We start from the raw sequence: 25,753 nt of genomic DNA, 5'->3' as shown, positions 1-25,753 counted from the left end.
TACGCTCTCACAATTCCACCCTGCAAGCCGATATTATGTGCGGATCGGAAGCCCCTTCGGCAAGCCTTGCGCTTGCCTAATCGTCCTGGCCGCTTCAAACAGGCGGGAATCGCAAGATCTTTCAGGAGAAACCGCCATGCGTCCTTCCAACCGCGCCCCCGACGAACTGCGTCCCGTCACCCTGGAGCGCGGCGTCGCGCGCTATGCGGAAGGCTCCTGCCTCGTCTCCTTCGGCAATACGAAGGTCATCTGCACCGCGTCGCTCGAGGAGAAGGGGCCGCCGTGGCTGCGCGGCACCGGACGCGGCTGGGTGACGGCGGAATATTCCATGCTGCCCCGCGCCACGCACGAGCGCACCCGTCGCGAGGTCAATTCCGGCAAGCCTTCGGGCCGGACCCAGGAGATCCAGCGCCTGATCGGCCGCTCGCTCCGCGCCGTCGTCAACCTGCCGGCCATCGGCGAGAAGCAGATCGTGGTCGATTGCGACGTGATCCAGGCCGATGGCGGCACCCGCACCGCCTCCATCACCGGCGCCTGGGTGGCGCTGCACGACTGCTTCACCTGGATGCAGAACCGCTCGATCATCTCGATCAACCCTCTGCGTGAGCCCGTCGCCGCCATCTCCTGCGGGATCTACAAGGGCCAGCCGGTCCTCGATCTCGACTATGCGGAGGATTCCGCCGCCGAGACCGACGCCAATTTCGTGATCACCGGCTCCGGCGGCATCGTCGAGGTGCAGGGCACGGCCGAGGGCAAGCCCTTTTCCGAGGAGGAATTCCTGAGCCTGCTGCGGCTCGCCAAGACCGGCGTGGCGCAGCTCGTGGACCTGCAGAAGAAGGCCGTCGCATGAGCACCCACCGCCCCCTGACCGGCAAGGTCGTCATCGCGACCCACAACGCGGGCAAGCTGCGGGAGATGCAGGAACTGCTCGCCCCGTTCGGCATCGAGGCCGTCTCGGCGGGCGAGCTCGGCCTGCCCGTTCCCGACGAGACCGGGCACATGTTCGCCGAGAACGCCGCCATCAAGGCCCATGCGGCCGCCACGGCCACCGGACTGCCGGCTCTCTCCGACGATTCCGGCCTGTGCGTGCATGCCTTGGATGGAGCGCCCGGCTTGTTCACGGCCGATTGGGCCGGCCCGAAGCGAGATTTTTCCGCCGCCATGGAGCGGGTGGAGCGCGAGCTTTCGAAGCGGGAGGCGACGGATCGCCGGGCGCATTTCGTCTCCGCCCTCGTCATCGCCTGGCCGGACGGGCACGAGGAACTGTTCGAGGGACGCGTGTTCGGCCAGGTCGTGTGGCCGCCGCGCGGGACCAAGGGCTTCGGCTACGACCCCATGTTCCAGCCGGACGGCTTCACCGAGACCTTCGGGGAGATCTCATCCGAGGAGAAGCACGGCATCGACTGGTCGAAGCCGGAGCCGGACGGGCTCTCCCACCGGGCCCGCGCCTTCGTGAAGCTGGCGGCCGGCTGTCTGAGGAGAGCATGAGTCCCTGATCTCCTTGGGGTGCACCCCCGCACAGGCCGGTGCTCGACGAGGCCCAAGGTTTCGGCTATCACGCCTTATGATACGCAATAACGTTTATGTGCGTTCTCAGGAAGGCGGGACCTATGACACTCATTAGAATTGGAGAAGAAGTACAAATCACCGGTGATATGCCTCATTTTGACTATGAGGTCACCGGCTCCTCCGTGGCCGCGCTGCCGAACGGTGGCTGGGTCATCGTGTGGTCGGCAGTGGTTGAATCGAGAACGCAGGTCCTTGCCCAAGTCTTCAACCCTCTGGGAATTGCCTATGGGCCGCCTGAGCGAGTCAATAAATTCAACCCGACGAGCGAGACGATTCACCCTGTTGTAACGGCTCTTAGCGATGGAAGCTGGGTTGTGACCTGGGCGGACGTCACCGATTCTGGTGATACCATCTACCAAGGCCACTTCGCCGGTATCGCCCCACCGCAACTGTCCCTCCATGCTGGCCCGATCGCGGAGGCATCCGGTACGGGCGCGCTCATCGGCAACTTATCCCTGGCCAATGCGAACCCGACCGATACCGGCACCATGCATTACCAGCTGGTCGACGACGCGGGTGGCCGCTTCATGCTCGAAGGGGCGCAGCTCAAGGTCCGTGACGGCCTCAAGCTCGATTATGAGCAGGCCACCGCTCATACCATCACCGTGAAAGTGGTCGGGAGCACCGGGTTTTCTCTTACCCAGACCCTGACGGTACAAGTCGGCGACGTTGCCCGTGAAAACGTGATGGGGAATGACTTCGCCCATTATCTGGTGGGCGGAGCCGATATCGATATCTTCAACGGCCTGGGCGGCAACGATACCCTGAGCGGAGGCTCGGGCAAGGACACCCTGACGGGCGGGGCCGGCAAGGATGCGTTCGTGTTCAACACGAAGCCGAACAAGAAGACGAACCTCGACACCATCAAGGATTTTCGTGCCAAGGACGACGATATCTGGCTCGACGACGCCGTGTTCAAAGGGATCGGCAAGGCCGGAACCATGGCGGCGCCTAAGAAAATCGACGCCAAGGCTTTTTACTCAGGCTCCAAGGCCCACGACAGCAATGACCGGATCATCTGGAACAAGGACAAGGGCGTTCTTTATTACGACCCTGACGGAGTGGGCTCCAAGGCGCAGATCGCCATTGCCAAGCTGCCCAAGAAGGCTTTGAGCGCAGGCGACTTCTTCGTGATCTGAGCGTTCAGCACAAGTCTCGGGCGATAAGAGTCGGAGCGCCCCGAAGGGCGCTCCGTTGATTCAGTCAGGCCAATCAGGCGTTCGTCGTGCCGTTGCCGCGGCGCTTGGCCATGTAGGCGTCGAACTCCTCGCGGTCCTTGGCCCGCTTCAGCTCCTCGACGAAGTTGCGGAAGTCACGAGCCTCCTCGTCGAGCTTGCGACGCTCGGCTTCGAGGCGCTCGAGCTCGCTGCGGCGGTAATCGTCGAAGGCCGCATTGCCCGTGCTCGCGAACCCGCCGAAACCGGCAGGCCCGCGCGAGGCGAAGAAATCGTCCCGGGCCCGGCCGAGGGTGTCGCGGAAGAAGGCCTTGGCCTCATCGTATTTCGGATATCCACACATTTTCCATACCAGATAGGCCAGCGCGAGCGGCCAGACGAAGATGAATCCCAGAATGATGCCGGCGATCTCCAGGCCGCGTCCGGGCCTGCGCCCGCAGCGGCGGTGTTGAGCGCCGTTGTTCCAGGGGCCCGCATGCGGGACCGCGTTCCAGGCGGCGGAGGCAGAGTCAGACATTGGAGGTCCCTATGTTAATGCTAACAACATTAACATGCGGATCGATTTCGGCGCTTTCAAGAGAGGTTTCGTCGATTATTTCGTCGGGCTTCCGGTGCGCTCCTTCAGGGCGCCGTGGACCAGGGCCAGCACACCGGCCCGGAGCAATTCATACTTGTCCGGCAGCCCAGGACCCTTGGGCAGCTGGCCAGCGGCATCCAGGGTGGCGATGCCGTGGGACAGCGCCCAGACCTCGATGGCGATGAAGCGCACGTCGACGCTCTGGAACCCTTCGGGAAAGGTCTGCGAAAGGGCCTGGACCAGGAAATCGAAAGCATTGCCGACGGGCTTGCCGCCGCTCTGGATGCTCTTGGCCCAGAAGGGGCCGCAGGATGCCTCACCCTCGGCGGGCTTGGCCGAGAACATGGCGGTGTAGAAGCCCGGCTCCTGCTCGGCAAAGGCAAGATAGGCCTCGCCCATGCGCGTGAAGCGCTCCAGTGCCGTGCCCTCGCTCTGGAGTGCACGTCCGAGCCGTTTCGCCAGTTCGTCGTAGCCGCGGAAGGCGACCTCGGCCACCAGTGCGTCCCGGCCACGGAAATGGCGGTAGAGCGCGGCCGGCGTGACGCCCACGAGCTTGGCCCCATCGGCCAGGGGGACCCCGCCGATCCCGCGCTCGGCAATGAAGCGCTGCGCCGCCTCGATGAGCGCTTCCTTCAGATTGCCGTGGTGGTAGCCCTGCCGGTCGAACGGGCCGCGCCAATGCCGCATGGTGGGTTCCTGACTCTTTACCTGCCGATCATAGGGCTCCGCAACGCCGGAGGCCAGAACGGAAGGTTCTATAGGAGAGAACAACCTTGTGATTGAACAGGTTCAGAAAAGTTTGGACAGCGCTCCGGCTGGGAATGACCCCCAGGGGCTTGTCCCGCGCGATCACGCTATCGACGGGTCGAAACCCGAACCACGGGGCCTCTCCCACTGGACTCGGCTTTTGCACAATTGGCGCGGCACTGCTTAGGAAGGACGTGAAACCTACCCGAGAATGCTTTGACGGCGCTTGGGCGGCCGCCGATCTGGATTCATTCTACAGCAACTCGAGGATTGCAATCTTCGCGTGTTTCCATGGCAGGACAGACAATTTAACGCTTATAGAAAAATTATAACATACCATTAAATTGCCTCGATCAGGCTTTAGAGGCGATCAATGGGACTCTTCAAGTTTTTATTCTCAATACCTCGTATTTTTTCGGTAGGGGGAGACTCTGCCAATGCTAGCATCGAGATCTCTTATGACGTGGACTGGAGGTGGGAGACGCCCCTTCTAGCGAGTGCCCCTAAGCTCAACTTTGGCGGCTCGGGCAACGATGTGGTCAAAGACTTCGGCTGGACATTTGGATACGGCGGCAACGATTCGTTGACCGGCAGCACATCCGGCGACCTTCTCAGCGGTGGTGACGGGGACGATTTTCTCACGGGAGGTTTAGGCCGAGATACGCTCCTCGGCGGCGCCGGCATCGATACGGTAAATTATGCGGAGAACATGAGCGGGATCTATGCGAATCTCTCGGTCGGTATCGTTAAGGGCAGGGATGGCTACGTAGATCGTTTGGTCGACGTGGAGAACGTCATCGGCAGCGCCTTCAACGATATGATCGAGGCGGGCAATACCTCAGCAGAGAATTTCAACGCCCTCGAATATTACCAGATGAATCCCGACGTCCAGCAATATGCGATCGCGCATGGTCTCGGCCTGGATTTCGCCTTTAATCATTGGGCCGTTATGGGATCTCGCGAGGCGCGGCTTGGCGGCTGGACTGGGCTTACCCGCTCGTGGGGCGAGGATACGGGCCCCCAGTTCGATGAGATAGGCTATCTGACGGCGAATCCTGATGTCTTTGCCTACAAGATCGCCCATAACGAATCCAGCGACTGGGTCCGCGCGCACTGGGAGACAAACGGCGGTCACGAAGGTCGGGGAGGCGCGCTCAAGGTGAGCGGTATGATCGTCCGCGCCGGAGCGGGCGACGATACGGTGAATGGGAGCATTCGCAGCGACTACATCACGGGCGATCAAGACAACGACAAGATCAACGGATATTCCGGGCGTGACGTTCTTCTGGGCGGCACCGGCGAGGATTCGATCGATGGCGGCGACGGCAACGATCAGGTCTATGGCGGCGACGGCATGGATTACCTGACGGGTGGGAACGATGACGACCGCGTGGAAGGCGGCAACGGCGACGACGTGGTGTTGGGCAATGCAGGTCATGACCTTTTGAATGGCAATGCGGGCAATGACATTGTCGATGGAGGCGAGAACGGCAACGACACGCTTTATGGCGGTGAGGGCCATGATTCCCTGACAGGCTATGACGGGAACGATTTCCTGTTTGGCGAGAGCGGCGATGACTCGATAGATGGCGGCAGCGGCAACGATATCCTCACCGGCGGCGCGGGCAGGGACGTGTTGGTCGGCGGCGCCGGGCGGGATACGTTCAAATTCGATGCCGCCCGCGACAAGCAAGCATCGTTCCTCCGGATACCGTTGAGGGTGGATGTCATCAAGGATTTCCAGGTGGGCGAGATCATTCAGATCGACGGAACGAGCAATGTGAAGGTGACCCAGATCACAACCCTGGCGCACAATGGCTGGTCGTTCTATTACCGTACCGACCAATTGGTCACGGTCGATGATACGTGGCAGATCGTTGTCGAGAATTTCAAAGGCGGACTGTGGTGGAACACCGCAACGCATAACATGATCGGCTTATGAGAGTCGCTCGAAGAGGAAATGATCCGGGGGCGCTGTTGCGCCCCTTTTTGTTTGAATAAGGAAGGGGCATCGAGAGTTCGCGATGGGCCTAGGATGACGGCCTGGGCGAAAGATGGCATAAGCCTTCCTCATGATCGATCATCCGACGCGCGATGTGGGCTTTGGCGTCTATGTCCATTGGCCCTTCTGCGCCTCCAAATGCCCCTATTGCGACTTCAACAGCCATGTTCGTCACCAGCCGGTGGATCAGGATCGGTTCCTGGCCGCCTTCCGGCGAGAGATCGCCCACACGGCCGCGCGCATTCCGGGGCGGAGGGTGACGAGCGTCTTCTTCGGCGGCGGGACGCCCTCGCTCATGAAGCCGGAGACGGTGGGGGCAATCCTCGACGCCATCGGCGGGGCCTGGTCCATCGATCCCAAGGCCGAGGTGACGCTCGAGGCCAACCCCACCAGCGTCGAGGCGGAGCGCTTCCGCGGCTACCGTCACGCCGGCATCAACCGGGTCTCGCTCGGCGTCCAGGCGCTCAACGATCCCGACCTGAAGCGGCTCGGCCGCATGCATTCGGTCGACGAAGCCCTCGGCGCCGTGAAGATCGCCGCCTCCATCTTCGAGCGCTATTCCTTCGACCTCATCTATGCCCGGCCCGGCCAGACCCCGGAGGCCTGGGGGGCTGAGCTGGGGCAGGCCATCTCCCATGCGGTCGAGCACCTGTCGCTCTACCAGCTCACCATCGAGCCCGGCACCTGGTTCCAGCGCCTCTACGATGCGGGCAAGATCACGGTGCCCGATGAGGAGACCGGCCGCGCGCTCTACGACATCACGCAGGAAGTGTGCGAGAAGCACGGGCTGCCGGCCTACGAGATCTCGAACCACGCGAGGCCCGGGGCGGAATCCCGCCACAACCTGCTCTATTGGCGCTACGGCGAATATGCGGGCATCGGCCCCGGCGCCCATGGACGCCTCGTTACCGGCAATGCGCGGCTTGCGACCGCCACGGAGAAGCATCCGGAGACCTGGCTGGAGCGGGTCGAGCGCGAAGGCCACGGTGTCATCGACGAGGAGGTTCTGACCTCCGAGGCCGAGGGCGACGAGTTCCTGCTGATGGGGTTGCGCCTGAAGGAAGGCGTCGATGCGCGCCGCTTCGAGGCCTTTACCGGCAAGGCGCTCAATCAGCGCGGCCTGCGGATCCTCGAGGAGGAGGGGCTGCTCCAGGTGACCGGCTCGCGCCTCGCCGTGACGCCGAAGGGGTTTCCGGTGCTCAACGCGGTGATCGCGGAACTGGCGGCTTGAAGCAACGAGCCTATCCCGTCATGGACGCCTCTGGACTTGACCAGGGATCATCTCGGCCATCCACGTCCTGCGTCTACTCGACCTCATCTTGACGAGCAGCGGAGCTGCGTCTCGAAGGATCGTCCAGCTCTCTGGAAACGCCCTCGTCCTTCGAGACGGACCTTGCGGTCCTCCTCAGGATGAGGGCTCAAGTTGGCGCCTCACACAGGCGTGGATACCCGCAACAAGTGCGGGCATGACGGCAAAGAGCGCGGCTCTTACCCTTTTACCTTGCTCTCGATCACGTCCCACACCGTCACGGCGAGATCCGGTCCGCCCAGACGCTTGATGGCCCGGATGCCCGTGGGGGCCGTCACGTTGATCTCGGTGAGGTTGCCGTCGATGACGTCGATGCCGACGAGGATGAGGCCCATGCGCTTGAGGTCCGGGCCGATGGTCTCGCAGATCTCGCGCTCGCGCGGGGTCAGGTCCGTGGGCTTCGCGGCGCCGCCGCGCACCATGTTGGAGCGGATGTCGTTGGCTGCCGGCACCCGGTTGATCGCGCCCGCCGCCTCGCCGTCGATAAGGATGATGCGCTTGTCGCCCTCGGTGATCTTGGGCAGGAAACGCTGGATCACCCAGGGCTCGCGGAACAGGTTGGAGAACAGGTCGTAGAGCGACCCGAAATTCGGATCCTCGCGCCCGACCTTGAACACGCTCGCACCGCCATGGCCGTAGAGCGGCTTCATCACCACGTCGCCATGCTCGCGCCGGAACTCCTCGATCTCCTGCTTGTCGCGGGAGATGAGGGTCGGGGGCATCAGGTGCGGGAAATGCGTGACGAAGATCTTTTCCGGCGCATTGCGCACATGGGTCGGGTCGTTGACCACCAGCGTCTTGGGATGGATGCGCTCGAGGAAATGGGTGGCGGTGATGTAGGCGAGATCGAAGGGCGGGTCCTGGCGCATGAGCACCGCGTCGACCGTCGACAGATCGACCCGCTCGGGCGTTCCCAGGGTGAAATGATCGCCCTCCACGTCGCGCGCTTCGATGGTTTCCGCCAGGGCGATCACCGCGCCGTCGCGCAGGGACAGGCGGTCGGGGGTGTAGTGCAGGACCCTGTGCCCGCGGCGCTGGGCTTCGAGCATCAGCGCAAAGCCGGTATCGCCTGCGATCTTGATGCTGCGGATGTGATCCATCTGGAACGCAACGGTGAGGGTCATGCGTCAGGCCTCCTTGGGAAGCAGGGTTATTGGGCCAAATATCGAGGTTGGCAACTCCAAAGCATCGGACCCAAAAGCGGATTCGCAATTTCGGGATCGAATCCGATGCTTCCTTTATGGATGAGAGCAGGGTGAACGAAAGCCGGAGAGGCGGGTTATCCAACGGCTCCGCTTTGACGCTCCCCCCCTTGCGGATCCGCTCAAGCTTTTCCATGTGACAGACCATGACCCGCCGCGCCCTTCTGATCGTCAATACCAAGAGCCGCAGCGGCGCCGCCCAATGCGACACGGCGGTCGAGCGCCTCAAGAATCATGGCATCGAGCCCGTTCACGTGGAATGCGGCCGCCGCGAGGACCTGTCTCCGCTCATCGTCGAGCATGCGCATGATGTGGATTGCGCCATCGTGGGCGGCGGCGACGGCACCATCAACGCGGCGGCCTTCGGGGTGATCGAGGCCCGTCTCCCCTTGGGCATTCTGCCGATGGGCACGGCCAACGATCTTGCCCGGACCCTCGGCATTCCCTTCGATATCGACGCCGCCGCCGACGTCATCGCCGCGGGCATCACCCGCAAGATCGATCTCGGCCTCGTCAACGGTGAGCCCTTCTTCAACGTGGCGAGCCTCGGGCTGTCGGCGGAGCTGGCGCAGAAGCTGACGCGGGATATCAAGCGCCGCTGGGGCCGCCTCGGCTATGCCCTGGTGGCCCTGAAGGTCCTGGCGCAGGCGAAGCCCTTTCGGGCCACAATCGCCAGCGATAACGAATCCGTGCGCGTGAAGACGCTGCAGATCGCGGTCGGCAACGGGCGCTTCTATGGCGGCGGGAATGCGGTGGAGAAGGACGCGGCCATCGACGACCAGCATCTCGATCTCTACAGCCTTGAGCTGGAACGGGCCTGGAAGCTCGCCCTCATGGCGCGCTCGTTCCGCTACGGGCAGCATGGCGCCTGGGAGGAGGTGAGGGCGGTGCGAGCCAAGGAGTTCGACATCCGCACCCGCAAGCCGAGGCCCATCAATGCGGATGGCGAGATCGTGACCCAGACGCCCGCCCATTTCTCGATCCGGCCAGCGGCCGTGACGGTGTTCGCGCCCAAACAGGGAGATTAATGCCGGCCGTAGCGGACGGCGTCCTCGATGTTGCCTGGCGTGAGGCCGATATCGTGCAGCATCGCATCATCCAGGGAGCTGACGTTGCGCAAGGCACGGCGAATCTCGATCTCATGCATGAGGGCCGCGAAGAGGCTCCTGATCCGCGAGGGTCTCGTGACCTTCTGATGGGCGGTCCAATCGCAGGATGTGACATGGGCTGTCATGGCTGTCTCCTCAGGTTCGATGAGGAGATGATGCGCCTCCCCCTTGCATAAGGAAAACGAATGTTCATTATATTGAAAATAATGCTTCGTTATTGAGGTGAGCCATGGCCCGGAACCTGGATGTCAGCCTGCTCAGGGCCTTCGTCGCGGTGGTGGATGCCGGCGGCATGACCGCCGCCACCGGGGTTCTCAACCTGACCCAGGCGGCGGTGAGCCAGCAGATCAAGCGCCTCGAGGAAACTCTGGGCGAGGAACTCATCACCCGCGACCGGCGCGGCATGAAGCTGACGACCGCCGGCGAGCGCCTGTTCGGGCGGGCAAAGCGGATGCTGGCCTTGAACGATGAAATCTGGACCGAGATGACGACGCCGGAATTCGAGGGCGAGGTGCGCCTCGGCATCCCGAGCGACATCGTCACAACCTATCTGCCGACCTTCCTGAAGGATTTCGCGCGCCGCTATCCCCGTGTGCAGATCGTGCTCCACAGCGGCTCCAGCGTGTCCCTTCGCTCGAAGCTCTACGGCGGCAAGGTCGACGTGGTGCTCGCCACCGAGATGGCCTGCGATCCCGATGGACAGAATCTCGTGATGGATCGTCTCGTCTGGGTCGGCGCACGGGGCGGCGATGCGGCGCGCCAGCGCCCCTTGCCCGTTTCCATCGGCTGCTCCGATTGCGCCTTCCGCGCGCCGATCCGCGAGGCGCTGCAGAAGGCCGGCATCGAATGGCGCTCTGTCTCCGAAGTCACGAATACGTCCGCGCAGGTGGCGACGGTGGCGGCCGACATCGCCGTGATGGCCTGGATGGCCTCGACCGTGCCGAGCGGTTTCGACGTGCTGGGGCCTGAATCGGGACTGCCTGCCTTGCCGCCCTTCATGGTCAATCTCTACCTGCCGCGCGACGGCGGCAATCATGTCGTGCAGGAACTGGCGCGGCACATCCGCGAGGCGGTGGCGGACCGGCATCGGATGGCGGCTTAGAGCCTCGGACCCAAAAGTGGACACCACTTTTGGGATTCATCCGATACTCCTTCTCTTGGTTGGCGCATTGGATAGACCGGAAAACCGCGTCCACTTTTCGCTGACGCGGCCCTCCCGGTTCCGTCCGATGCGCTAGCGCATCTCCAGTTCGAACGCCGACACGATGTGCTGCGGCCATCGTTTGGGCGCGATGAACACGGCGTCGGCGCGCCATGTCTTGCCTTGCGCCCAAGCGTTGCGCGACAGCCAGGTGCGGACCGCGCGCGAGAAGCGCTGGCGCTTGCGGGCCGTGATGGCGGAGAGCGCGTCGTCCATCAGGCCGCGCGCCTTCACCTCGACGAACGCGATGGTGTCGCCTCGCATCACGATCAGGTCGATCTCGCCGCCCGAAGCCGCATAGCGGCGCGCGAGCGGGCGGTAGCCCTTCATCACGAGGAACAACAGCGCGACCCACTCGGCGCGGTGGCCGCGCAGGAATGTGGCGCGTCGCCGTTCGAGAGCGCTCGTCATGCGTCCTTCTTGGCGAGCGTCAGGGCGCGGGCGTAGACCTCGCGCTTGGGAAGATCGAGCTCCGCCGCGACGAGCGCCGCGGCATCCTTGATCGAGTGGTTCCTCAGCGCCGCTTCGAGCTTGCCGTCGAGTGCCGCGTCGGCCTCGGCCGCATGCATCTCTTTCGTCGCCTCGCCGATCAGCACCACGATCTCGCCCTTGGGCGGACCTTCCTCGGCGAATTGCCGGGCGAGTTCCGGCAGGGTGCCGCGCCGGATCGTCTCGAACATCTTGGTCAGTTCGCGCGCCACCACGGCCTGCCGTTCGCCGAGCACCTCCGCCGCGTCGACGAGCATCTCGGGCAGGCGGTGCGGTCCCTCGAACAGCATGAGCGTGCCGGGGATCGTGCCGATCTCGGTCAGCCTCGCGCGGCGCGCGGCGCTCTTCGGCGGCAGGAATCCTTCGAAGAAGAAGCGGTCGGTGGGCAGGCCCGAGGCCACGAGGGCGGTGAGGACGGCGGAGGGGCCGGGGATCGGCGTGACCGGCAGCCCTTCCTCGATCGCCGCCTGAACGAGCTTGTAGCCCGGGTCCGACACCAGCGGCGTGCCCGCATCCGACACCAGCGCAAGCGCCTGGCCCTCCCGGATGCGGTGGACCATGCGCTCGCGCACCGCATCGTTGGAATGCTCATGATAGGCCACCAGCGGCGTGGTGATGCCGTAATGGGCGAGCAGGGTCTTCGTCACCCGCGTGTCCTCGGCGAGGATCGCATCGGCGGCGGCGAGCACGTTCAATGCGCGGAAGGACACGTCCTGCAAATTGCCGATGGGAGTCGCGACCACATAGAGCCCCGGCGACAGGGGCTTGGCCTCGGCGGCGAGGCCGAAGGCGGTGAAGGTGGCAACACGTTCGTTCGGCTCGCGCCGCTTGGTCCGATTATCGATTCTCTGGCTCATCGTCGTCACTGTCGCATGAAGGGGCGTTGTCGCGAAAGCGGGGTTGTCGATCCATCGACCGGCATTGGAAACAATGTTTACCTTTTGCCGTCATGCTCAGTCCATCGCTTGAGCTGTTTCCAAAGGGGGTGGAGATGGCGCGCTTCATCGAAAATGCGGCCGTCCTGTCCGGCCGTGCCGCTTGGGCTTTCGTTCTCTCCGCATCGCTGGCGCTGTCGGGATGCGTCGGCTCCGGCAGCCGGACATCGGCCCGCAAGCCGGCCCGGCCTGCTGCAGCAGCGCCGTCCGAGCCTCTTTACGCTGCCGATATGCCATCGGCCGCCGCTCCCGCGCCGAACGCGTCCCATGCACCCAGGCTGGAAGGGACCACCATCGGCCACGGCCCCGTCAAGGTCGCGCTGATCCTGCCCATGTCGGAGCCGGGCCAAGGGGCCGTCGTGGCGCAGAGCATGCGCAACGCGGCGGAACTGGCCCTCGACGAATTCCAGGGCTCCGACCTCACCATCCTCGTCAAGGACGATGCCGGAACCGCGGAGGGCGCGCAGGCGGCGGCCCGGCAGGCGCTGGCCGAGGGAGCCGAGCTCATCGTCGGCCCACTTTACGCAGGCTCCGTGCAGGCCGCCGGTCAGGTGGCCCGTCAGGGAGGTAAGACCGTCATCGGTTTCTCGACGGATGCGAGCGTGGCCAGCCAGGGAGTGTATCTTCTCAGCTTCATGGTGCAGGAGGAGGTGGACCGCATCGTCGCGTTCGCCGCCAGCCAGGGGCGCCGGTCGGTCGCAGCCCTGATCCCGGACACGCAATATGGCCGCGTGGCCGCAACGCGGCTGCAGCAGGCGGCCGCTCGGCAGGGCCTCCGCATCGCGGCGATCGAGTATTATCCGCCGGGCCGTCCTCATGACGTCGTGCAGCGCATGGCGCCGGTCATCGGCGGGCCCTCGCCGCAGGCCGACGCCTTGTTCATCCCGGAGAACGGCGACGGCCTGCCGGGCATCGCCCAGGCTCTGCGGATGGCGGGCTTCGATCCTCTGCGAGTCAAGCCGCTCGGCACGGGCCTGTGGGACGAGCCGCGCGTGGCAGCCCTCCCGGCCCTGCAGGGCGGCTGGTTCGCCGCCCCCGACAAGCGCGGCTTTACGGCCTTCGCCGAACGCTACCGGGCGCGCTTCAACGTCGATCCGATCCGGCTGGCGACCCTGTCCTACGATGCGGTGACGCTTGCGGCCGCGCTCGCGCGCATGCAGGGCGCGCAGGCTTTCAATGACGCCATGCTGACGAGTCCGGCCGGCTTCGCCGGTGCAGACGGCGTGTTCCGATTCAACCCCGACGGTACCAACGAACGCGGATTGACCGTGCAGGAAATCCGCGGCGGCAGCGCCATCGCGATCAGCGGCGCGCCGCGAACCCTGGTGGCTGGGAATTGAGGGCATTTCTGCTTCTCCGGCCATAATCTCATCGGGCGAGAAAAGCCATCCTCAACCCTCATCCTGAGGAGGGCCGCAGGCCCGTCTCGAAGGACGGTCCAGCACACACTGGAAGCTCCTTCGAGACGCAGCTTCGCCGCTCCTCAGGATGAGGTGAGAGTTCTGTCAAAAGCCGAAGATGAGCGTAATCCAAACAGCCGGCCCTATTTCCGCGTCAGCGTAGCACTCAGTTCGGGCTTGTTATTGAGGGTCTGGAAGACGACGCAGTAGCGCTCGGTGAGCTTGAGCAGCTGGTCGATCTTCTCCTGCGGCGCATCCGTGTCCACTTCGAAGGAGAGGCGGATGTTCCTGAAGCCGACCGGCGCCGTCTTGTCGACCCCGAGCGTGCCGCGAAAATCGAGATCGCCCTCGGCCTTCACGGCGCCATGGCGCAGCTCGATTTCGAGGGCGGTCGCCACCGCCTTCAGCGTCACGCCCGCGCAGGCCACGAGCGCTTCGAGAAGCATGTCGCCCGAGCACAGTTCTGCGCCGGAGCCGCCGGTGGCCGGGTGAAGGCCCGCGACGGCGAGCGCGCGGCCGGTCTCGACTTTGCAGGCGATGTGCTGGTCGTCGAGCGTGCCCTGCGCCTTCAGGGTGATCACGGCCTTGTCGGGATCGTTGCGGTACTGATCCTTCAGCGGCGCCTGGAGGGCGCGAAGGGCGGTCGCATCCATGATGATGTCCTTTGGGTGGCTTACCACCACAACGCAGCGGCCTGACGGTCGCGTTCACGTTGAGGCTGCAATTGCGGAGCTTTGAGGGAGTGGTCCAGGGCCGTCAAGATGCGGCGCACGGAGGTCTCGAACGGAAGGCCCGTCTTGTCGCGCGGCCGCGAGAGCGTCAGCGGCAGTTCGTCGAAGATCCGGCCGGGCTTCGGCTGCATCACGATGGCCCGGTCGGCGAGCGTCACCGCTTCCTGCACGTCGTGGGTCACGAGCACGACGGTCGGGCGCGTTTCTTCCCATAAGCCCAGCAGATGCTCGTGCAGGCTCGCGCGGGTGAAGGCATCGAGCGCCGAGAAAGGCTCGTCGAGGAGCAGCTCCTTCGGATTCGTCACGAAGGCGCGGGCGATGGAGACGCGCTGCTGCTGTCCGCCCGAAAGATCGCGCGGCCACCGATCCGCGTGTTCGGCCAAGCCGATCTTGTCGAGGGCATGCGCGACGCGCGCCTTCTTCTCAGGCGTGCTCAGGCCGTCGAGCCCGAAGGCGATATTGTCGGCAACCGACAGCCAGGGCAGAAGACGCGGCTCCTGGAACACGATGCCGACGGCCGGATGAGGACCTGAGAGCACTTCGTCGTCGAGGCTGATCCGGCCGGCGCTCGCCCGGTCGAGACCTGCGATGAGGCGCAGCAACGTGGTCTTGCCGCAGCCCGAACCGCCGATCAGGGAGACGATCTCGCCTTCCCGCACGACGAGATTGATGTCGGACAGAGCCCGCGTGCCGTCGGCATAGGTCTTGGAGAGATGTTCGAGGTTCAGCATCACAGCCTCTCCCGCACAGTGTCCTGCCAGCGCACGAGCGGGCGGGTGGCAGCGACGAGCAGGCTGTCGGCGATCTTGCCCAGGAGCGCGAAGGCGATGATCGCGGCGAGGATCTGGTCGGGCTTGCCCATCTGCTGGCCATCGACGAGCAGGTATCCGAGGCCTTCCGATGCGCCCATGAATTCCGCCGCGACCACGAACATGAAGCCGAGGCCGAGGCCTGAGCGGAGCGCGATCACGGCTTCGGGCAGAACGGCCGGCAGCAGGATGCGGCGGGCGAGCTGCACGCGCGAGAGGCGGAACACATGGCCGACTTCCACAAGCTTGCGGTCGACGGACAAGATCGCACCCGCGATGCCGAGATAGACGGGGAAGAACACGCCGACCGCGATCAGCGCGACTTTCGAGGCCTCGAAAATGCCGAGCCAGAGAATGAACAGCGGCACCCAGGCGATGGACGGGATCGCGCGCAGGGCCTGAAGGGTTGGGTCGAGCAGTTGACGGATTGTCTTGCTGGAGCCGGAAAGCGCGCCGAGCACGATGCCGGCGGCGGCACCGATCACGAAGCCGACGAGAACGCGCCAGAGCGTCATCCAGGTGTGGGTCCACAGCTCGCCCGTCCGGGCCAGGCCCCAGAGCGTTGCGAGGATGCGGCTCGGTGGAGGAACGAGCCGTCCCTGCGCGAGGCCAAGACGAACGGCGGCTTCCCAGAGGAGCGCAACCACGATGGGCAAGAAAAGGCCGAGAAGGATGCGCCAGTCGAAGACGCGTCGCTTCTCGGTTAAGGCAGGGGCCGCGAGAGCGGCGGCACCCTCATGGGAGGACCAGGCGTTGCCGGCGTGTCGTGCGGAAAAGTGGTTCCGGTTTTCCGCACTGGACGACACGCCCTTCAAGGAAGCAGGCATCGGATGGATCCCAAAAGTGGTGTCCACTTTTGGGTCCGATGCCGTGGCTTGGCCTGTCACGGCGCTCTCCCGCGATGAAGACATCAGCGCGACGCGGTGGCGAAGCGGCGGTCGATGAGGGAATCGACGGCGGCCTGCACATTCGCGTCGGCGGCGATCACGCCGGCCTGCTGCAGGGCGAGACCTGCGGCGAGGATCGTATCGACTTGCGGCTGGCCGATGTTGGAATGGGTCAGCTCCGTGCGCTCGAGCTGGCGCTCGATCACCGCGTCGGACAGCTTGGTATAAGTGACGAGGGTCTTCTTCAGCTCGTCCTTGTTGGCGAGCGCATATTTGCGGGCTTCCTCATAAGCCTTGAGCACGCGCTGCACGAGGGCCGGATTGTCCTTGGCGAACGACTCGGAGACGTTCAGCACGCCCCAGGTGTTGGCGCCGGCGTTGCGGTAGAAGAGCTGCGCGCCGCTTTCCACTTCGGCGGCTGCCATCAGCGGGTCGAGGCCGGCCCAGGCATCCACGTCGCCGCGCTCGAGGGCGGTGCGGCCGTCCGGATGCTGGAGGAGGACGAGTTTCACGTCCTTCTCCGTAAGCTTGGCTTCCTGCAGGGCGCGCACCAGGAAGATGTGCGGATCCGTGCCGCGGGTGACGGCGACGCGCTTGCCCTTCAGGTCCTCGACCTTCGTGATGCCCGAATCCTTGCGGGTGACGAGGGCGGTCCATTCGGGGCGGGAATAGACGTAGATCGACTTGATCGGATTACCGTTGATCTTGCCGATCAGAGCCGCGGCGCCCGCCGTGGAGCCGAAATCGATCGACCCGGCATTGAGGAATTCGAGGGCCTTGTTGGAGCCGAGCGACTGCACCCAGCGCACGCCGATGCCGTCCTTCTCCAGCTCCTTCTCGAGGAAGCCCTTGTCCTTCAGGACGAGGCTGACCGGGTTGTAGGTGGCGTAGTCGATCCGGATTTCCTTCACCTGCGCGGAAGCCGCGGTGGTGAGGGAGGCAAGGCCGGTGGCGAGAGAGGCGGCGATCAGGAGGCGGCGCGTCAGGCTCATCGTGTTCTTCCCATGTTCTGCGCATGGGAGCTTCGTTCGAAGGCGCCCGGCGCTTTAGCTGCACTTGTTTCGCGCCCGCAATCTGCATGCTCAAATCGGCGCGTGTTCGGTTTTTAGAACTCAGCGTTTTTTATGTCAAACAATATCTCTTATAAAGAACAAACTATCCGTTTGGCCGGATTGTTCCAGCCCTCCCTTTGGCGGAGGCCTTTCAAGTGTTAAGTCAGGCATGTCCTCGCATGCGGTTGCTCCATGACCCTTCATAGCCCCAAGAGCGTCCTGAAAGCCCTCGGCAGCGAACCGATCCGCGATGCGGCGGAGCTGCGCGCCAGGCTCGTGCCCGCGTTGAGGACGCTGCTCGACCGGGGCCATGAGGAGGCTCAGGCCAAGCTCCAGGAGAGCCAGAACGGGTTCGTCTGCGCCCGCTATCTCTGCGAGCGCATGGACGAGCTGGTGCGCATCGTCCACGATGCGGTGGTCCAGCATCTCTATCCGGCGGCCAACCCTTCGGCGGGCGAGCGCCTCGCCGTGGTGGCGACCGGCGGCTATGGGCGCGGGACCCTGGCGCCGGGCTCCGACGTCGATCTCCTGTTCCTGCTGCCCTACAAGCAGACCGCCTGGAGCGAGAGTGTCGTCGAGGCGATGCTGTACGTGTTCTGGGACCTGAAACTGAAGGTCGGGCACGCGACGCGCTCGGTGGAGGAATGCCTGCGCGAGGCGCAGGCGGACATGACGGTCCGCACCTCCCTGCTCGAAGCCCGCTTCCTGTTCGGCGACCGGGAACTCTTCGACAACCTGGAGAAGCGCTTCGACCAGGAGATCGTCGCGACCTCGGCGGCGGAGTTCGTGGACGCCAAGCTCAAGGAGCGCGATGCCCGCGTGGCCAAGGCGGGCGCGTCCCGCTACCTCGTCGAGCCGAACGTGAAGGACGGCAAGGGGGGCTTGCGCGATCTCAACACGCTCTTCTGGATCGCCAAGTATGTCTACCGGGTGAAGGAGCCCAAGGAGCTGGTGAAGGCCGGGCTCTTCACGCAGGCCGAGTTCAATCTCTTCTCGCGCTGCGAGGAATTCCTGTGGCGCGTGCGCTGCCACATGCATTTCGCCACGGGCCGCGCCGAGGAGCGCCTGACCTTCGACCTGCAGCGCACCATCGCCGAGCGCATCGGCTTCGCGCCGCGCGGCGGCCTGTCGGCGGTCGAGCGCTTCATGAAGGCCTATTTCCTCATCGCCAAGGACGTGGGCGATCTCACGGCCATCGTCTGCGCCGAGCTCGAGGCGCGCCAGACCAAGCGCCGCCCCATGCTCGACCGGATGTTCGGCCGCTTTCGCCGCCGCAGCGGCGGCGCGCTGGTGAGCGAGGGCTTCATCATCGACAACAACCGCCTCAACGTGGAGAACGAGGAGGCGTTCGAGCGCGATCCGGTCAACCTGATCCGCCTGTTCTGGCTCGCCGACCGGCGCAACCTCGCCATTCATCCCGACGCGACGCGTCTTGCGACCCGCTCGCTCAAGCTCATCGGGCACAACCTGCGGACCGATCCCGAGGCCAACAAGCTGTTCCTGGAGATCATCACCTCCAAGAACGCCCCCGAGGTGGTGCTGCGGCGCATGAACGAGGCCGGCGTGCTCGGGCGCTTCATCCCGGATTTCGGCCGCATCGTCGCGATGATGCAGTTCAACATGTATCACCACTACACCGTGGACGAGCACCTGATCCGCTCGGTCGGCGTGCTCACCGAGATCGAAGCGGGACAGCTCGGCAGTGAGCACCCGCTCGCCAACCAGATCTTTTCCTCGATCCGCAACCGCCGCGCCCTCTACGTGGCGGTCTTCCTGCACGATATCGCCAAGGGCCGGCCGGAAGACCATTCGGAGGCGGGGGCCGTGATCGCCCGCAAGCTCGGGCCGCGCTTCGGCCTGACCGAGGCGGAGACCGAGACGGTGGCTTGGCTCGTCGAGCACCATCTCCTCATGTCGAACACGGCCCAGAGCCGCGATCTGTCGGATCCGGCCACCATCAAGAGCTTCGCCGAGGTGGTGCAGACCATGGAGCGCCTGAAGCTGCTCCTGGTGCTCACCATCGCGGACATCAAGGCGGTCGGACCGGGTACCTGGACCGGCTGGAAGGGGCAGCTCCTGCGCAACCTCTACCATGAGACGGAGGTGATCCTCGGCGGCGGCGCGGTGGACCTCGCCCGGTCGGAGCGCGTGCGCCTGGTGCAGGAACGGCTGCGGTCCGAGCTGCCCGACTGGACCGATGAGGAATTCGAAGCCTTCGCCGCGCGCCATACGCCGGGCTATTGGTTGAAGACCGACGAGACCCGGCGGGCCAAGCAGGCCCGGCTCCTGCGGGAGGCCGAGAAGGGCGGGCGCACGGTGACCACGGCCTACGAGACGGACCAGTTCCGGGGCGTGACGGAGCTGACCATCCTGTCGCCCGACCATCCGCGCCTGCTCGCCATCGTGACCGGCGCCTGCGCGGCGGCGGGCGGCAATATCGTGGATGCGCAGATCTTCACCACCACGGACGGCATGGCGCTGGATACCATCGTGCTCTCCCGCGCCTTCGACCGGGACGAGGACGAGCTGCGCCGGGCCGAGCGGGTCGCCAAGGCCATCGAGCGGGCCCTGAAGGGGGAGGTGAAGATCGCCGACCTCGTGGACGGCAAACGCCCGGCCAAGGAGCGCTCCAAGGCATTCCATGTGCCGCCGGAGGTCAACATCGACAATTCCCTGTCGAGCCGCCAGACGGTGATCGAGATTTCCGGCCTCGACCGGCCCGGCCTGCTCTACGACCTCACGACCGCCCTGGGAAAGCTCAACCTGAACATCGCCTCGGCCCATATCGTCACCTTCGGCGAAAAGGCCGTGGACGTGTTCTACGTGACCGACCTGACGGGCACGAAGATCACCCATGCGGGCCGCCAGGCCACCATCACCCGCACCCTGCTCGAGGTGTTCAAGGCTGAGGAAGCCGAGCCCCTCCACAGGCGAAGTGCTTGATTTGTGGGGCAAGGGACCTGATATGTGGCACGAACCTTTCTTTCTCCCACGCTTAGTTGATCGACCATGAATCCGAACGACACGGAAAACCACAATGCGGCCCCCCAGGCCGAGCCCGCCACTGACGCCGCTCCCGCAGCGGCTTCCGCGCCCGAGGCCGATCCGATTGCCGTTCTCGAGGCCGAGAAGGCGGACCTGAAGGACAAACTCCTGCGCCTGATGGCCGACATGGAGAACCTGCGCCGCCGCACCGAGCGCGAGATCGCCGATGCGCGGACCTATGGGGTGGCGAACTTCGCCCGCGACATGCTCAACGTGGCCGACAATATCCACCGGGCCATCGAGAGCGTCCCGCAGGAGGCCCGCAGCACCGCCGAGGGCGCCTTCAAGGGGCTCATCGAGGGGATCGACCTTACCGAACGCGACCTCCTGAAGACCCTTGAGCGCCACGGCGTCAAGAAGCTCGACCCGCAGGGCCAGAAGTTCGACCCGAACGTGCACCAGGCCATGTTCGAGATCCCCAATGCGGAGGTCCCGAACGGCACGGTCCTGCAGGTGGTCCAGTCTGGCTACGTGATCGGCGAGCGCGTCCTGCGCCCGGCCCTCGTCGGCGTCTCCAAGGGCGGCCCGAAGGCTGCCGCCAACGGGGCCGAAGCGACGGACAATTCCTCGACGGCTCAGTAAACGGAGCCTTACCCTGTTTTTCAGGCGTAGCGGTAGTCGCTTCGCCTGAAAATGCTGTAAGCGGACACCACTCAAGCCCTCATCCCGAGGAGGTTGCCCCGGTGGCCGTCTCGAAGGATCAGGGCGTCTCCAGTGCTCTCTGGATCCTCCTGCGAGGCGCCGCTTTCCGCGGCTTCTCAGGATGAGGTCCGGGCTTGCGGCAGGTGTTCCCGGTGGACTTCCTTCAAAGCATCCCTTTCGAGACCATCGGCGTCGCGGTCTTCGCCCTGTCCGGCGCCCTCATGGCGGCCCGCAAGGGCATGGATCCGTTCGGCTTCGCCCTGCTGGCCACCCTCACGGGGGTCGGCGGCGGAACGGTCAGGGACCTGCTCATCGGCACGCGGGCCGTGTTCTGGGTCGGGGATCCGACCGACGTGCTGGTCTGCCTGATCGTCGCCGAGCTCGTCTTCGCCCTTGGGCCCAAGCGGGTCGCCATGATGGAGGGCGGCCGCCGGGGTCGGGTTCTCCTCTGGGCCGATGCCCTGGGACTGGCCCTCTTCGCCGTCTCGGGCACGGGCAAGGCGCTGGCGGCCGGGGTTCCGGCCCTCTCGGCCATCGCGCTCGGCACCATCACGGCCACCTTCGGCGGCATCATCCGCGATATCTTCGCCGGAACGACGCCCCTGGTCCTGCGCCAGGAGATCTATGTCACGGCCGCGGCCCTGGGCGCGTCCGTGATGGTCGCCCTGCAGGCGGCGGGCGTCGCTCCACTGGCGAGCGCCGCAGCGGGCTTCGCGGCCGCGTTCATTCTCCGGGCGCTTGCCCTCTTGCGCGGCTGGTCCCTGCCGGCCTTCCCGAAGCGGGACTAAAGCATCGAACGCAAAAGTGGGAACCGGTTTTGCGTGTAAAGATGCTTCAGGGATTCGTGTCGACCCCGTCGATGATCGTCCGGAAGCGGGGCAGGTTCTGGTCCCGCTGCTCGACCCGGGTGAGACCGATCAGGCGGACGTAGCGGTCGGGCTCGAAGCGGATCGTCTGCATCACCACGATCGGCTGGCCCGACTCGGCTTCCAAGGCCGTGGCGACGATCTCGTGCCAGTCCTGGCCCTTGAAGCGGAAGGACTCGGAACGCTCGATCTTGATATCCTTGAGGATCTGGTTGGAGTTCAGGGCCGCGCGGGCGAACTGGCTGCGCCGTTCGGCCGGCGGGACAGGCACGTTCGTGGCGGCCGCCACGATGACCATCGGCTGCTCCACCGCCTTGATCGTGTCCTGCGGACCGTCCGTGAACAGGGCCGAGTTGCCCGACATCACCCGAACCGGGCGAAAGCCCGCCTTGTCGCCGAGGCGGAAGGGCAGGGCGGAGACCTGCTCGTCGATGGACACCGGACCGCGCAGGGCGATGCTCTTCAGAGCCTCCCGCATCTGAGCCTCGCTGTAGCCGTCCTGGCCGCCGCGCACCTGTGCGATCACGAGGGCGGTGAGATCCTCGTCCTTGACGGCCATCACCCATTTGCGGCCCTGGACGGGGCTCGCCATGGTGCCGCCGATGAGCACACCCGTCCGGGCGCCGAGCTGCAGGTTCTCCCGGGAGGTCTCGCTCATGCCCTGGCGCTTCAGGGCCTCCTTGGTGAGTCCGCTCACCACCTGTCCGTAGGCGGCCGCTGGCATCTCCACGAAGTTGATGGCGGCGGCCTTCTCCTCGCTCTCGAAGCCGCTGAAGCGCTTCGAGACCATCATGTCCTCAGGGGGCACGATGCCGATCCGCGAGGCGGGTGGGAAAACCGGCTCGGCCGCTAAGGCGGCGTGAGCCGTCAGGACGAGAGCCAGGCTAGCGGCTGCAAAACCCTTCATGGATGCCTCTCTAAAAGGAAACTTGCAGGTCATTGCACATTCGAAGCTAAAGCGGCTTTCCCACCTTGCGCAAGGTGAGATTGAGCCGCCCTCCCTGCGGCAGCAGGTCCGAGCTTCCCGTCATGAGACGGTCGATCCCATGATAGATCAACCGCGCGGGCCCGCCGAACACGATCGCGTCACCGGAACGGAGCCTGATGGATTTCGTCGGATCCTTCCGGTCCAAGCCGCCGTAGCGGAACAGGGCTGTGTCCCCCAGGGAAAGCGATACGACAGGCGCGGCGAACTCTTCCTCGTCCTTGTCCTGGTGCAGCCCCATCCGGGCCGAGGGCTCGTAGAAATTGACGAGGCAGGCATCGGGCGGGTGCGGATACTCGCTCAGCTCCTCCCAGGTCCGCAGAACCTGATCCGGCATGGCGGGCCAAGGACGGCCCGTTTCAGGATGCGTCGGCTGATAGCGATAACCCTCCACGTCCGACACCCAACCGAGGGGGCCGCAATTGGTCATGCGCACGGAGAACGGCTTTCCCGTGCGCGGCATGCGCGGGGTGAACAGGGGGGCTTCGCGCGTGATGTCGCGCAGGGACTGGAGCAGCTCCTCCTGGGCCTGACGGTCGAGATAGTCGGGGTAATAGGTGAGGCCGGGGGCGAGGGTGATGGAGGTCATCTTCTATCCTGACACATGCCACTCGTCGTCATCACCGGCCTTGTGCCGGTGATCCCGATCGGAAGCGCGCCGAGCCTCACTGAAGCGGGATGGCCGGCACAAGGCCGGCCATGACGTCGCGGAGCGTGGTCGGGCTGAGGGTTTACTCTACCCCTCCAGCACCTTCTTGCCGGCCACGGTCGTGTCGTCGTTGAGGGTGTAGACCAGCGGAATGCCCGTCGCGAGTTCGAGGCTTGGGATGGTCTCGGATGTCAGGCCGTCGAGCACCATCACGAGGGCGCGAAGGGAGTTGCCGTGGGCGGCGACCAGCACGCGCTCGCCGCGCATGACGCGAGGCAGGATCTCGCGGATGTAGTAGGGCAGCACGCGGGCCACCGTATCCTTCAGGCTCTCGCCGCCGGGCGGAGGCACGTCGTAGGAGCGGCGCCAGACATGGACCTGCTCCTCGCCCCAGCGGGCGCGGGCGTCGTCCTTGTTGAGGCCGGAGAGATCACCGTAATCGCGCTCGTTCAAGGCCTGGTTCGCGATGGTCTTCAGGTTGGGCTGGCCGATTTCTTCCAGGATCAGCTTGCAGGTGGCTTGAGCCCGGGACAGGTCGGACGTGAAGGCGATGTCGAACTGGACGCCCATCTCCTTCAGCCGACGGCCGGCATTGCGCGCCTCCTCGATGCCGAGTTCGGTGAGCCCCGGATCCTTCCAGCCGGTGAACAGGTTCTTGAGGTTCCATTCGCTCTGGCCGTGGCGTGCAAGGACGAGAAGGCGGTTCATGTCGTGGCGTCTCCGTTTGGATGTTCGTCGAAAGCGGGTTTTAGAGCTGATCGAGGCCGAGAACATTGGCCATGGTGTAATAGCCGGGCTTCTTGTCGAAGCCCCAGAGCGCGGCCTTCACGGCCCCGCGGGCGAAGATGCTGCGATCCTCGGCCCGGTGCGACAGCTCCAGGCGCTCGCCGGCGCCCGCGAAGATCACCGAATGCTCGCCGACCACCGTCCCGCCGCGCAGGGTGGCGAAGCCGATATCGCCCGGATTGCGGGCTCCCGTGTGGCCGTCGCGGCTGCGCACTGAGCGCTCCTTCAGCGAGACCCTGCGCCCTTCCGCCGCCGCCTCGCCGAGGAGGAGAGCCGTGCCCGAAGGGGCATCGACCTTCATGCGATGGTGCATTTCGAGAATTTCGATGTCGAAGTCCTCGCCCAATGTCGCCGCGACCTTGCGTACGAGGCCCGCGAGCAGGTTGACGCCGAGCGACATGTTGCCGGACTGGATGATGCGCGCGTGACGCGCGGCCGCCTCCAGCTTGGCGAAATCGGCCTCCTGAAGGCCCGTGGTCCCGATCACGTGGACGATGCGCGCCTGGGCGGCGAGCGCGGCGAAGGCCGTGGTGGCGGCGGGCGCGGTGAAATCGAGCACGCCGTCGGCCTGGGCGAAGACGGTGAGGGGATCGTCCGTCACGTCCACGTCGAGGAGGCCGGTTCCGGCGAGAAGCCCGGCATCGTGTCCGAGCGCGGGAGATCCTTCCCGCTCGATGGCGCCGACAAGGGTGCAGCCCTCCGTCTCGGCCACGGCCTTGATGAGCATGCGCCCCATGCGTCCGGCAGCCCCCACCACGACCAGTCGCATCTCGCTCATGCAGCTCTCCTGTTGTTCCGGGCTCAGGGTATAGCCGCTCAGGGGAAGGCTGAGAAGCGTGGAGGTGCGTTCTACCCCTCTCCCCGAAGCGGGAGAGGGTGGCCCTCTCGTCAGCGAGGGACGGGAGAGGGGGGAGAGTTCGCCACAAGCTGCCCCTCTCCCGCAAAGGGGAGAGGGGCGTTGCGCTTCTACCCCGGCTGCGGGCCCTCGTAGCCCTCGATGATGATGATGTCGGCGACCGCGTGGCCGTCGCGGTGGGCCTTGGCCGCCTGGTACTCGGGCGAGTCCCAGCATTCCAGGGCCGCCTGGTAGCTCGGGAACTCGATCACCACGTTGCGGGCGCGGGCCTCGCCCTCGGCGACCCGGTAGGCGCCGCCGCGCACCAGGAAGCGGGCGCCGTACTTGGCGAAGGGGACGGCGTTTGCCTTCACGTAATTCTGATAGGCGTCGGGGTTCGAGACGTCGACGCGGCCGATCCAATAGCCCTTCATGGCCTCAGGCTCCTTCCACGAGCACGAATTCCGCCACGCAGGCGCCTTCGCGCTTGGCCTTCGCCGCCTGATATTCCGGCGAATGGTAATAAGTCCGGGCCTGCTCGACCGAGTCGAACTCGATCACCACGTTGCGGGGCCGGGCCTCGCCCTCAAGCGCCTCGTAGGCGCCGCCGCGCACGAGCGGCCGACCGCCATACTGGCGGATCGCCTCCGTCGCCCCCTTGGCATATTCCGCATAGGCTTCGGGGTTCGTGACGGTCACGCGGGCAATGACATAGCCTTTGGGCATGAGGCGCTCCTGTTGATTTTCGGGA

At 65.1% G+C, this 25,753-nt stretch carries 27 protein-coding genes; 11 read left to right on the top strand and 16 right to left on the bottom strand.

Translation table 11 applies throughout. The annotated features are described in order from the left end of the window. Positions 1-136 precede the first annotated feature (136 nt). The 3 genes from rph to H0S73_RS21680 all read left to right on the top strand — a co-directional run bounded on the left by rph (position 137) and on the right by H0S73_RS21680 (position 2,708). Positions 137-850 (top strand): ribonuclease PH, encoded by a 714-nt coding sequence (rph, locus tag H0S73_RS21690; protein WP_181054081.1) that lies wholly within the window; start codon positions 137-139, stop codon positions 848-850. Next, positions 847-1,488, top strand: a complete 642-nt coding sequence (locus H0S73_RS21685) for a non-canonical purine NTP pyrophosphatase (protein ID WP_181054080.1) — start codon at positions 847-849, stop codon at positions 1,486-1,488. The genes rph and H0S73_RS21685 overlap by 4 nt, the downstream gene beginning before the upstream one ends. A 122-nt stretch (positions 1,489-1,610) precedes the next feature. Then, complete coding sequence (locus tag H0S73_RS21680) at positions 1,611-2,708, top strand: M10 family metallopeptidase C-terminal domain-containing protein (RefSeq protein ID WP_181054079.1); 1,098 nt, start codon at positions 1,611-1,613, stop codon at positions 2,706-2,708. 73 nt (positions 2,709-2,781) lie between these two features. Here the strand turns inward: H0S73_RS21680 and H0S73_RS21675 are convergent, their stop codons facing one another. Both H0S73_RS21675 and H0S73_RS21670 read right to left on the bottom strand, forming a co-directional pair. Continuing rightward, complete coding sequence (locus tag H0S73_RS21675) at positions 2,782-3,261, bottom strand: DUF2852 domain-containing protein (RefSeq protein ID WP_181054078.1); 480 nt, start codon at positions 3,259-3,261, stop codon at positions 2,782-2,784. A gap of 75 nt (positions 3,262-3,336) precedes the next feature. After that, positions 3,337-4,008: a TetR/AcrR family transcriptional regulator gene (locus H0S73_RS21670; RefSeq protein ID WP_181054077.1), complete on the bottom strand. Its 672-nt coding sequence runs from the start codon at positions 4,006-4,008 to the stop codon at positions 3,337-3,339. Positions 4,009-4,441: 433 nt separating this feature from the next. On the opposite strand from H0S73_RS21670, the gene H0S73_RS26170 reads away from it, so the two are divergent. Both H0S73_RS26170 and hemW read left to right on the top strand, forming a co-directional pair. After that, the gene (locus tag H0S73_RS26170; RefSeq protein ID WP_181054076.1) at positions 4,442-6,010 is read left to right on the top strand and encodes a calcium-binding protein; all 1,569 of its coding nucleotides are present in this window, start codon (positions 4,442-4,444) and stop codon (positions 6,008-6,010) included. Positions 6,011-6,140: 130 nt separating this feature from the next. Then, positions 6,141-7,301 (top strand): radical SAM family heme chaperone HemW, encoded by a 1,161-nt coding sequence (gene hemW, locus H0S73_RS21660; RefSeq protein ID WP_181054075.1) that lies wholly within the window; start codon positions 6,141-6,143, stop codon positions 7,299-7,301. A 257-nt stretch (positions 7,302-7,558) separates the two neighbouring features. Here the strand turns inward: hemW and gshB are convergent, their stop codons facing one another. Continuing rightward, positions 7,559-8,503, bottom strand: coding sequence for a glutathione synthase (gene gshB, locus H0S73_RS21655; RefSeq protein ID WP_181054074.1), 945 nt, complete (start codon positions 8,501-8,503; stop codon positions 7,559-7,561). A gap of 224 nt (positions 8,504-8,727) precedes the next feature. Here gshB and H0S73_RS21650 point away from each other — a divergent pair, with 224 nt between their 5' ends. Next, positions 8,728-9,609, top strand: coding sequence for a lipid kinase (locus H0S73_RS21650; RefSeq protein ID WP_181054073.1), 882 nt, complete (start codon positions 8,728-8,730; stop codon positions 9,607-9,609). On the opposite strand, the gene H0S73_RS21645 is transcribed toward H0S73_RS21650, so the two are convergent. Next, complete coding sequence (locus H0S73_RS21645; RefSeq protein ID WP_181054072.1) at positions 9,606-9,815, bottom strand: DUF1127 domain-containing protein; 210 nt, start codon at positions 9,813-9,815, stop codon at positions 9,606-9,608. The two genes, H0S73_RS21650 and H0S73_RS21645, sit on opposite strands and share 4 nt — an antisense overlap. A 104-nt stretch (positions 9,816-9,919) precedes the next feature. Here H0S73_RS21645 and H0S73_RS21640 point away from each other — a divergent pair, with 104 nt between their 5' ends. Continuing rightward, on the top strand, positions 9,920-10,792 hold the full coding sequence (locus H0S73_RS21640; RefSeq protein ID WP_181054071.1) for a LysR family transcriptional regulator: 873 nt from the start codon (positions 9,920-9,922) through the stop codon (positions 10,790-10,792). Positions 10,793-10,924: 132 nt separating this feature from the next. Here H0S73_RS21640 and H0S73_RS21635 read toward each other — a convergent pair whose 3' ends face one another. Next, entirely contained in the window at positions 10,925-11,302 is a 378-nt protein-coding gene (locus H0S73_RS21635; protein WP_181054070.1) for a YraN family protein, read from the bottom strand. Beyond that, complete coding sequence (gene rsmI, locus H0S73_RS21630; RefSeq protein WP_181054069.1) at positions 11,299-12,237, bottom strand: 16S rRNA (cytidine(1402)-2'-O)-methyltransferase; 939 nt, start codon at positions 12,235-12,237, stop codon at positions 11,299-11,301. Before rsmI ends, H0S73_RS21635 begins: the two co-directional genes overlap by 4 nt. Before the next feature lie 134 nt (positions 12,238-12,371). Between rsmI and H0S73_RS21625 the strand changes: the two genes are divergently transcribed. After that, on the top strand, positions 12,372-13,655 hold the full coding sequence (locus tag H0S73_RS21625) for a penicillin-binding protein activator (RefSeq protein WP_181054068.1): 1,284 nt from the start codon (positions 12,372-12,374) through the stop codon (positions 13,653-13,655). A gap of 203 nt (positions 13,656-13,858) precedes the next feature. On the opposite strand, the gene H0S73_RS21620 is transcribed toward H0S73_RS21625, so the two are convergent. From H0S73_RS21620 to H0S73_RS21605, 4 genes are all read right to left on the bottom strand, one after another. Then, complete coding sequence (locus tag H0S73_RS21620) at positions 13,859-14,368, bottom strand: OsmC family protein (protein ID WP_181054067.1); 510 nt, start codon at positions 14,366-14,368, stop codon at positions 13,859-13,861. A 20-nt stretch (positions 14,369-14,388) separates the two neighbouring features. After that, a complete protein-coding gene (locus H0S73_RS21615; protein ID WP_181054066.1) occupies positions 14,389-15,177 on the bottom strand; it encodes an ABC transporter ATP-binding protein in 789 nt (262 codons plus the stop codon). After that, positions 15,177-16,082: an ABC transporter permease gene (locus tag H0S73_RS21610; protein WP_246389143.1), complete on the bottom strand. Its 906-nt coding sequence runs from the start codon at positions 16,080-16,082 to the stop codon at positions 15,177-15,179. The genes H0S73_RS21615 and H0S73_RS21610 overlap by 1 nt, the downstream gene beginning before the upstream one ends. Before the next feature lie 83 nt (positions 16,083-16,165). After that, positions 16,166-17,134, bottom strand: a complete 969-nt coding sequence (locus H0S73_RS21605) for an aliphatic sulfonate ABC transporter substrate-binding protein (RefSeq protein WP_181054065.1) — start codon at positions 17,132-17,134, stop codon at positions 16,166-16,168. 252 nt (positions 17,135-17,386) lie between these two features. Between H0S73_RS21605 and H0S73_RS21600 the strand changes: the two genes are divergently transcribed. The 3 genes from H0S73_RS21600 to H0S73_RS21590 all read left to right on the top strand — a co-directional run bounded on the left by H0S73_RS21600 (position 17,387) and on the right by H0S73_RS21590 (position 21,669). Beyond that, positions 17,387-20,137 carry a [protein-PII] uridylyltransferase gene (locus H0S73_RS21600; protein WP_181054064.1) on the top strand — a complete coding sequence of 917 codons (2,751 nt, stop codon included), beginning with the start codon at positions 17,387-17,389 and terminating at the stop codon, positions 20,135-20,137. A 66-nt stretch (positions 20,138-20,203) separates the two neighbouring features. Further along, complete coding sequence (gene grpE, locus H0S73_RS21595) at positions 20,204-20,821, top strand: nucleotide exchange factor GrpE (protein ID WP_181054063.1); 618 nt, start codon at positions 20,204-20,206, stop codon at positions 20,819-20,821. Positions 20,822-21,033: 212 nt separating this feature from the next. Further along, positions 21,034-21,669: a trimeric intracellular cation channel family protein gene (locus H0S73_RS21590; protein WP_343058431.1), complete on the top strand. Its 636-nt coding sequence runs from the start codon at positions 21,034-21,036 to the stop codon at positions 21,667-21,669. A gap of 46 nt (positions 21,670-21,715) precedes the next feature. Here H0S73_RS21590 and H0S73_RS21585 read toward each other — a convergent pair whose 3' ends face one another. The 6 genes from H0S73_RS21585 to H0S73_RS21560 all read right to left on the bottom strand — a co-directional run bounded on the left by H0S73_RS21585 (position 21,716) and on the right by H0S73_RS21560 (position 25,728). Continuing rightward, a complete protein-coding gene (locus H0S73_RS21585) occupies positions 21,716-22,654 on the bottom strand; it encodes a hypothetical protein (protein ID WP_181054062.1) in 939 nt (312 codons plus the stop codon). A gap of 46 nt (positions 22,655-22,700) precedes the next feature. Next, the gene (locus tag H0S73_RS21580) at positions 22,701-23,321 is read right to left on the bottom strand and encodes an alpha-ketoglutarate-dependent dioxygenase AlkB family protein (RefSeq protein WP_181054061.1); all 621 of its coding nucleotides are present in this window, start codon (positions 23,319-23,321) and stop codon (positions 22,701-22,703) included. A 147-nt stretch (positions 23,322-23,468) separates the two neighbouring features. Continuing rightward, positions 23,469-24,089: a 2,3-bisphosphoglycerate-dependent phosphoglycerate mutase gene (locus tag H0S73_RS21575; protein WP_181054060.1), complete on the bottom strand. Its 621-nt coding sequence runs from the start codon at positions 24,087-24,089 to the stop codon at positions 23,469-23,471. Between the two features lie 40 nt (positions 24,090-24,129). Then, on the bottom strand, positions 24,130-24,936 hold the full coding sequence (gene dapB, locus H0S73_RS21570) for a 4-hydroxy-tetrahydrodipicolinate reductase (RefSeq protein WP_181054420.1): 807 nt from the start codon (positions 24,934-24,936) through the stop codon (positions 24,130-24,132). 197 nt (positions 24,937-25,133) lie between these two features. Next, the gene (locus tag H0S73_RS21565; protein WP_181054059.1) at positions 25,134-25,436 is read right to left on the bottom strand and encodes a DUF1330 domain-containing protein; all 303 of its coding nucleotides are present in this window, start codon (positions 25,434-25,436) and stop codon (positions 25,134-25,136) included. 4 nt (positions 25,437-25,440) lie between these two features. Then, positions 25,441-25,728 (bottom strand): DUF1330 domain-containing protein, encoded by a 288-nt coding sequence (locus H0S73_RS21560; protein WP_114947455.1) that lies wholly within the window; start codon positions 25,726-25,728, stop codon positions 25,441-25,443. Between the last annotated feature and the right edge of the window lie 25 nt (positions 25,729-25,753).

The sequence above is a fragment of the Microvirga mediterraneensis genome (assembly GCF_013520865.1).
Taxonomy (GTDB): Bacteria; Pseudomonadota; Alphaproteobacteria; order Rhizobiales; family Beijerinckiaceae; genus Microvirga; species Microvirga mediterraneensis.
The sequence above is the reverse complement of the archived record's forward strand: the minus strand, read 5'-3'. Positions and strand labels throughout refer to the sequence as shown.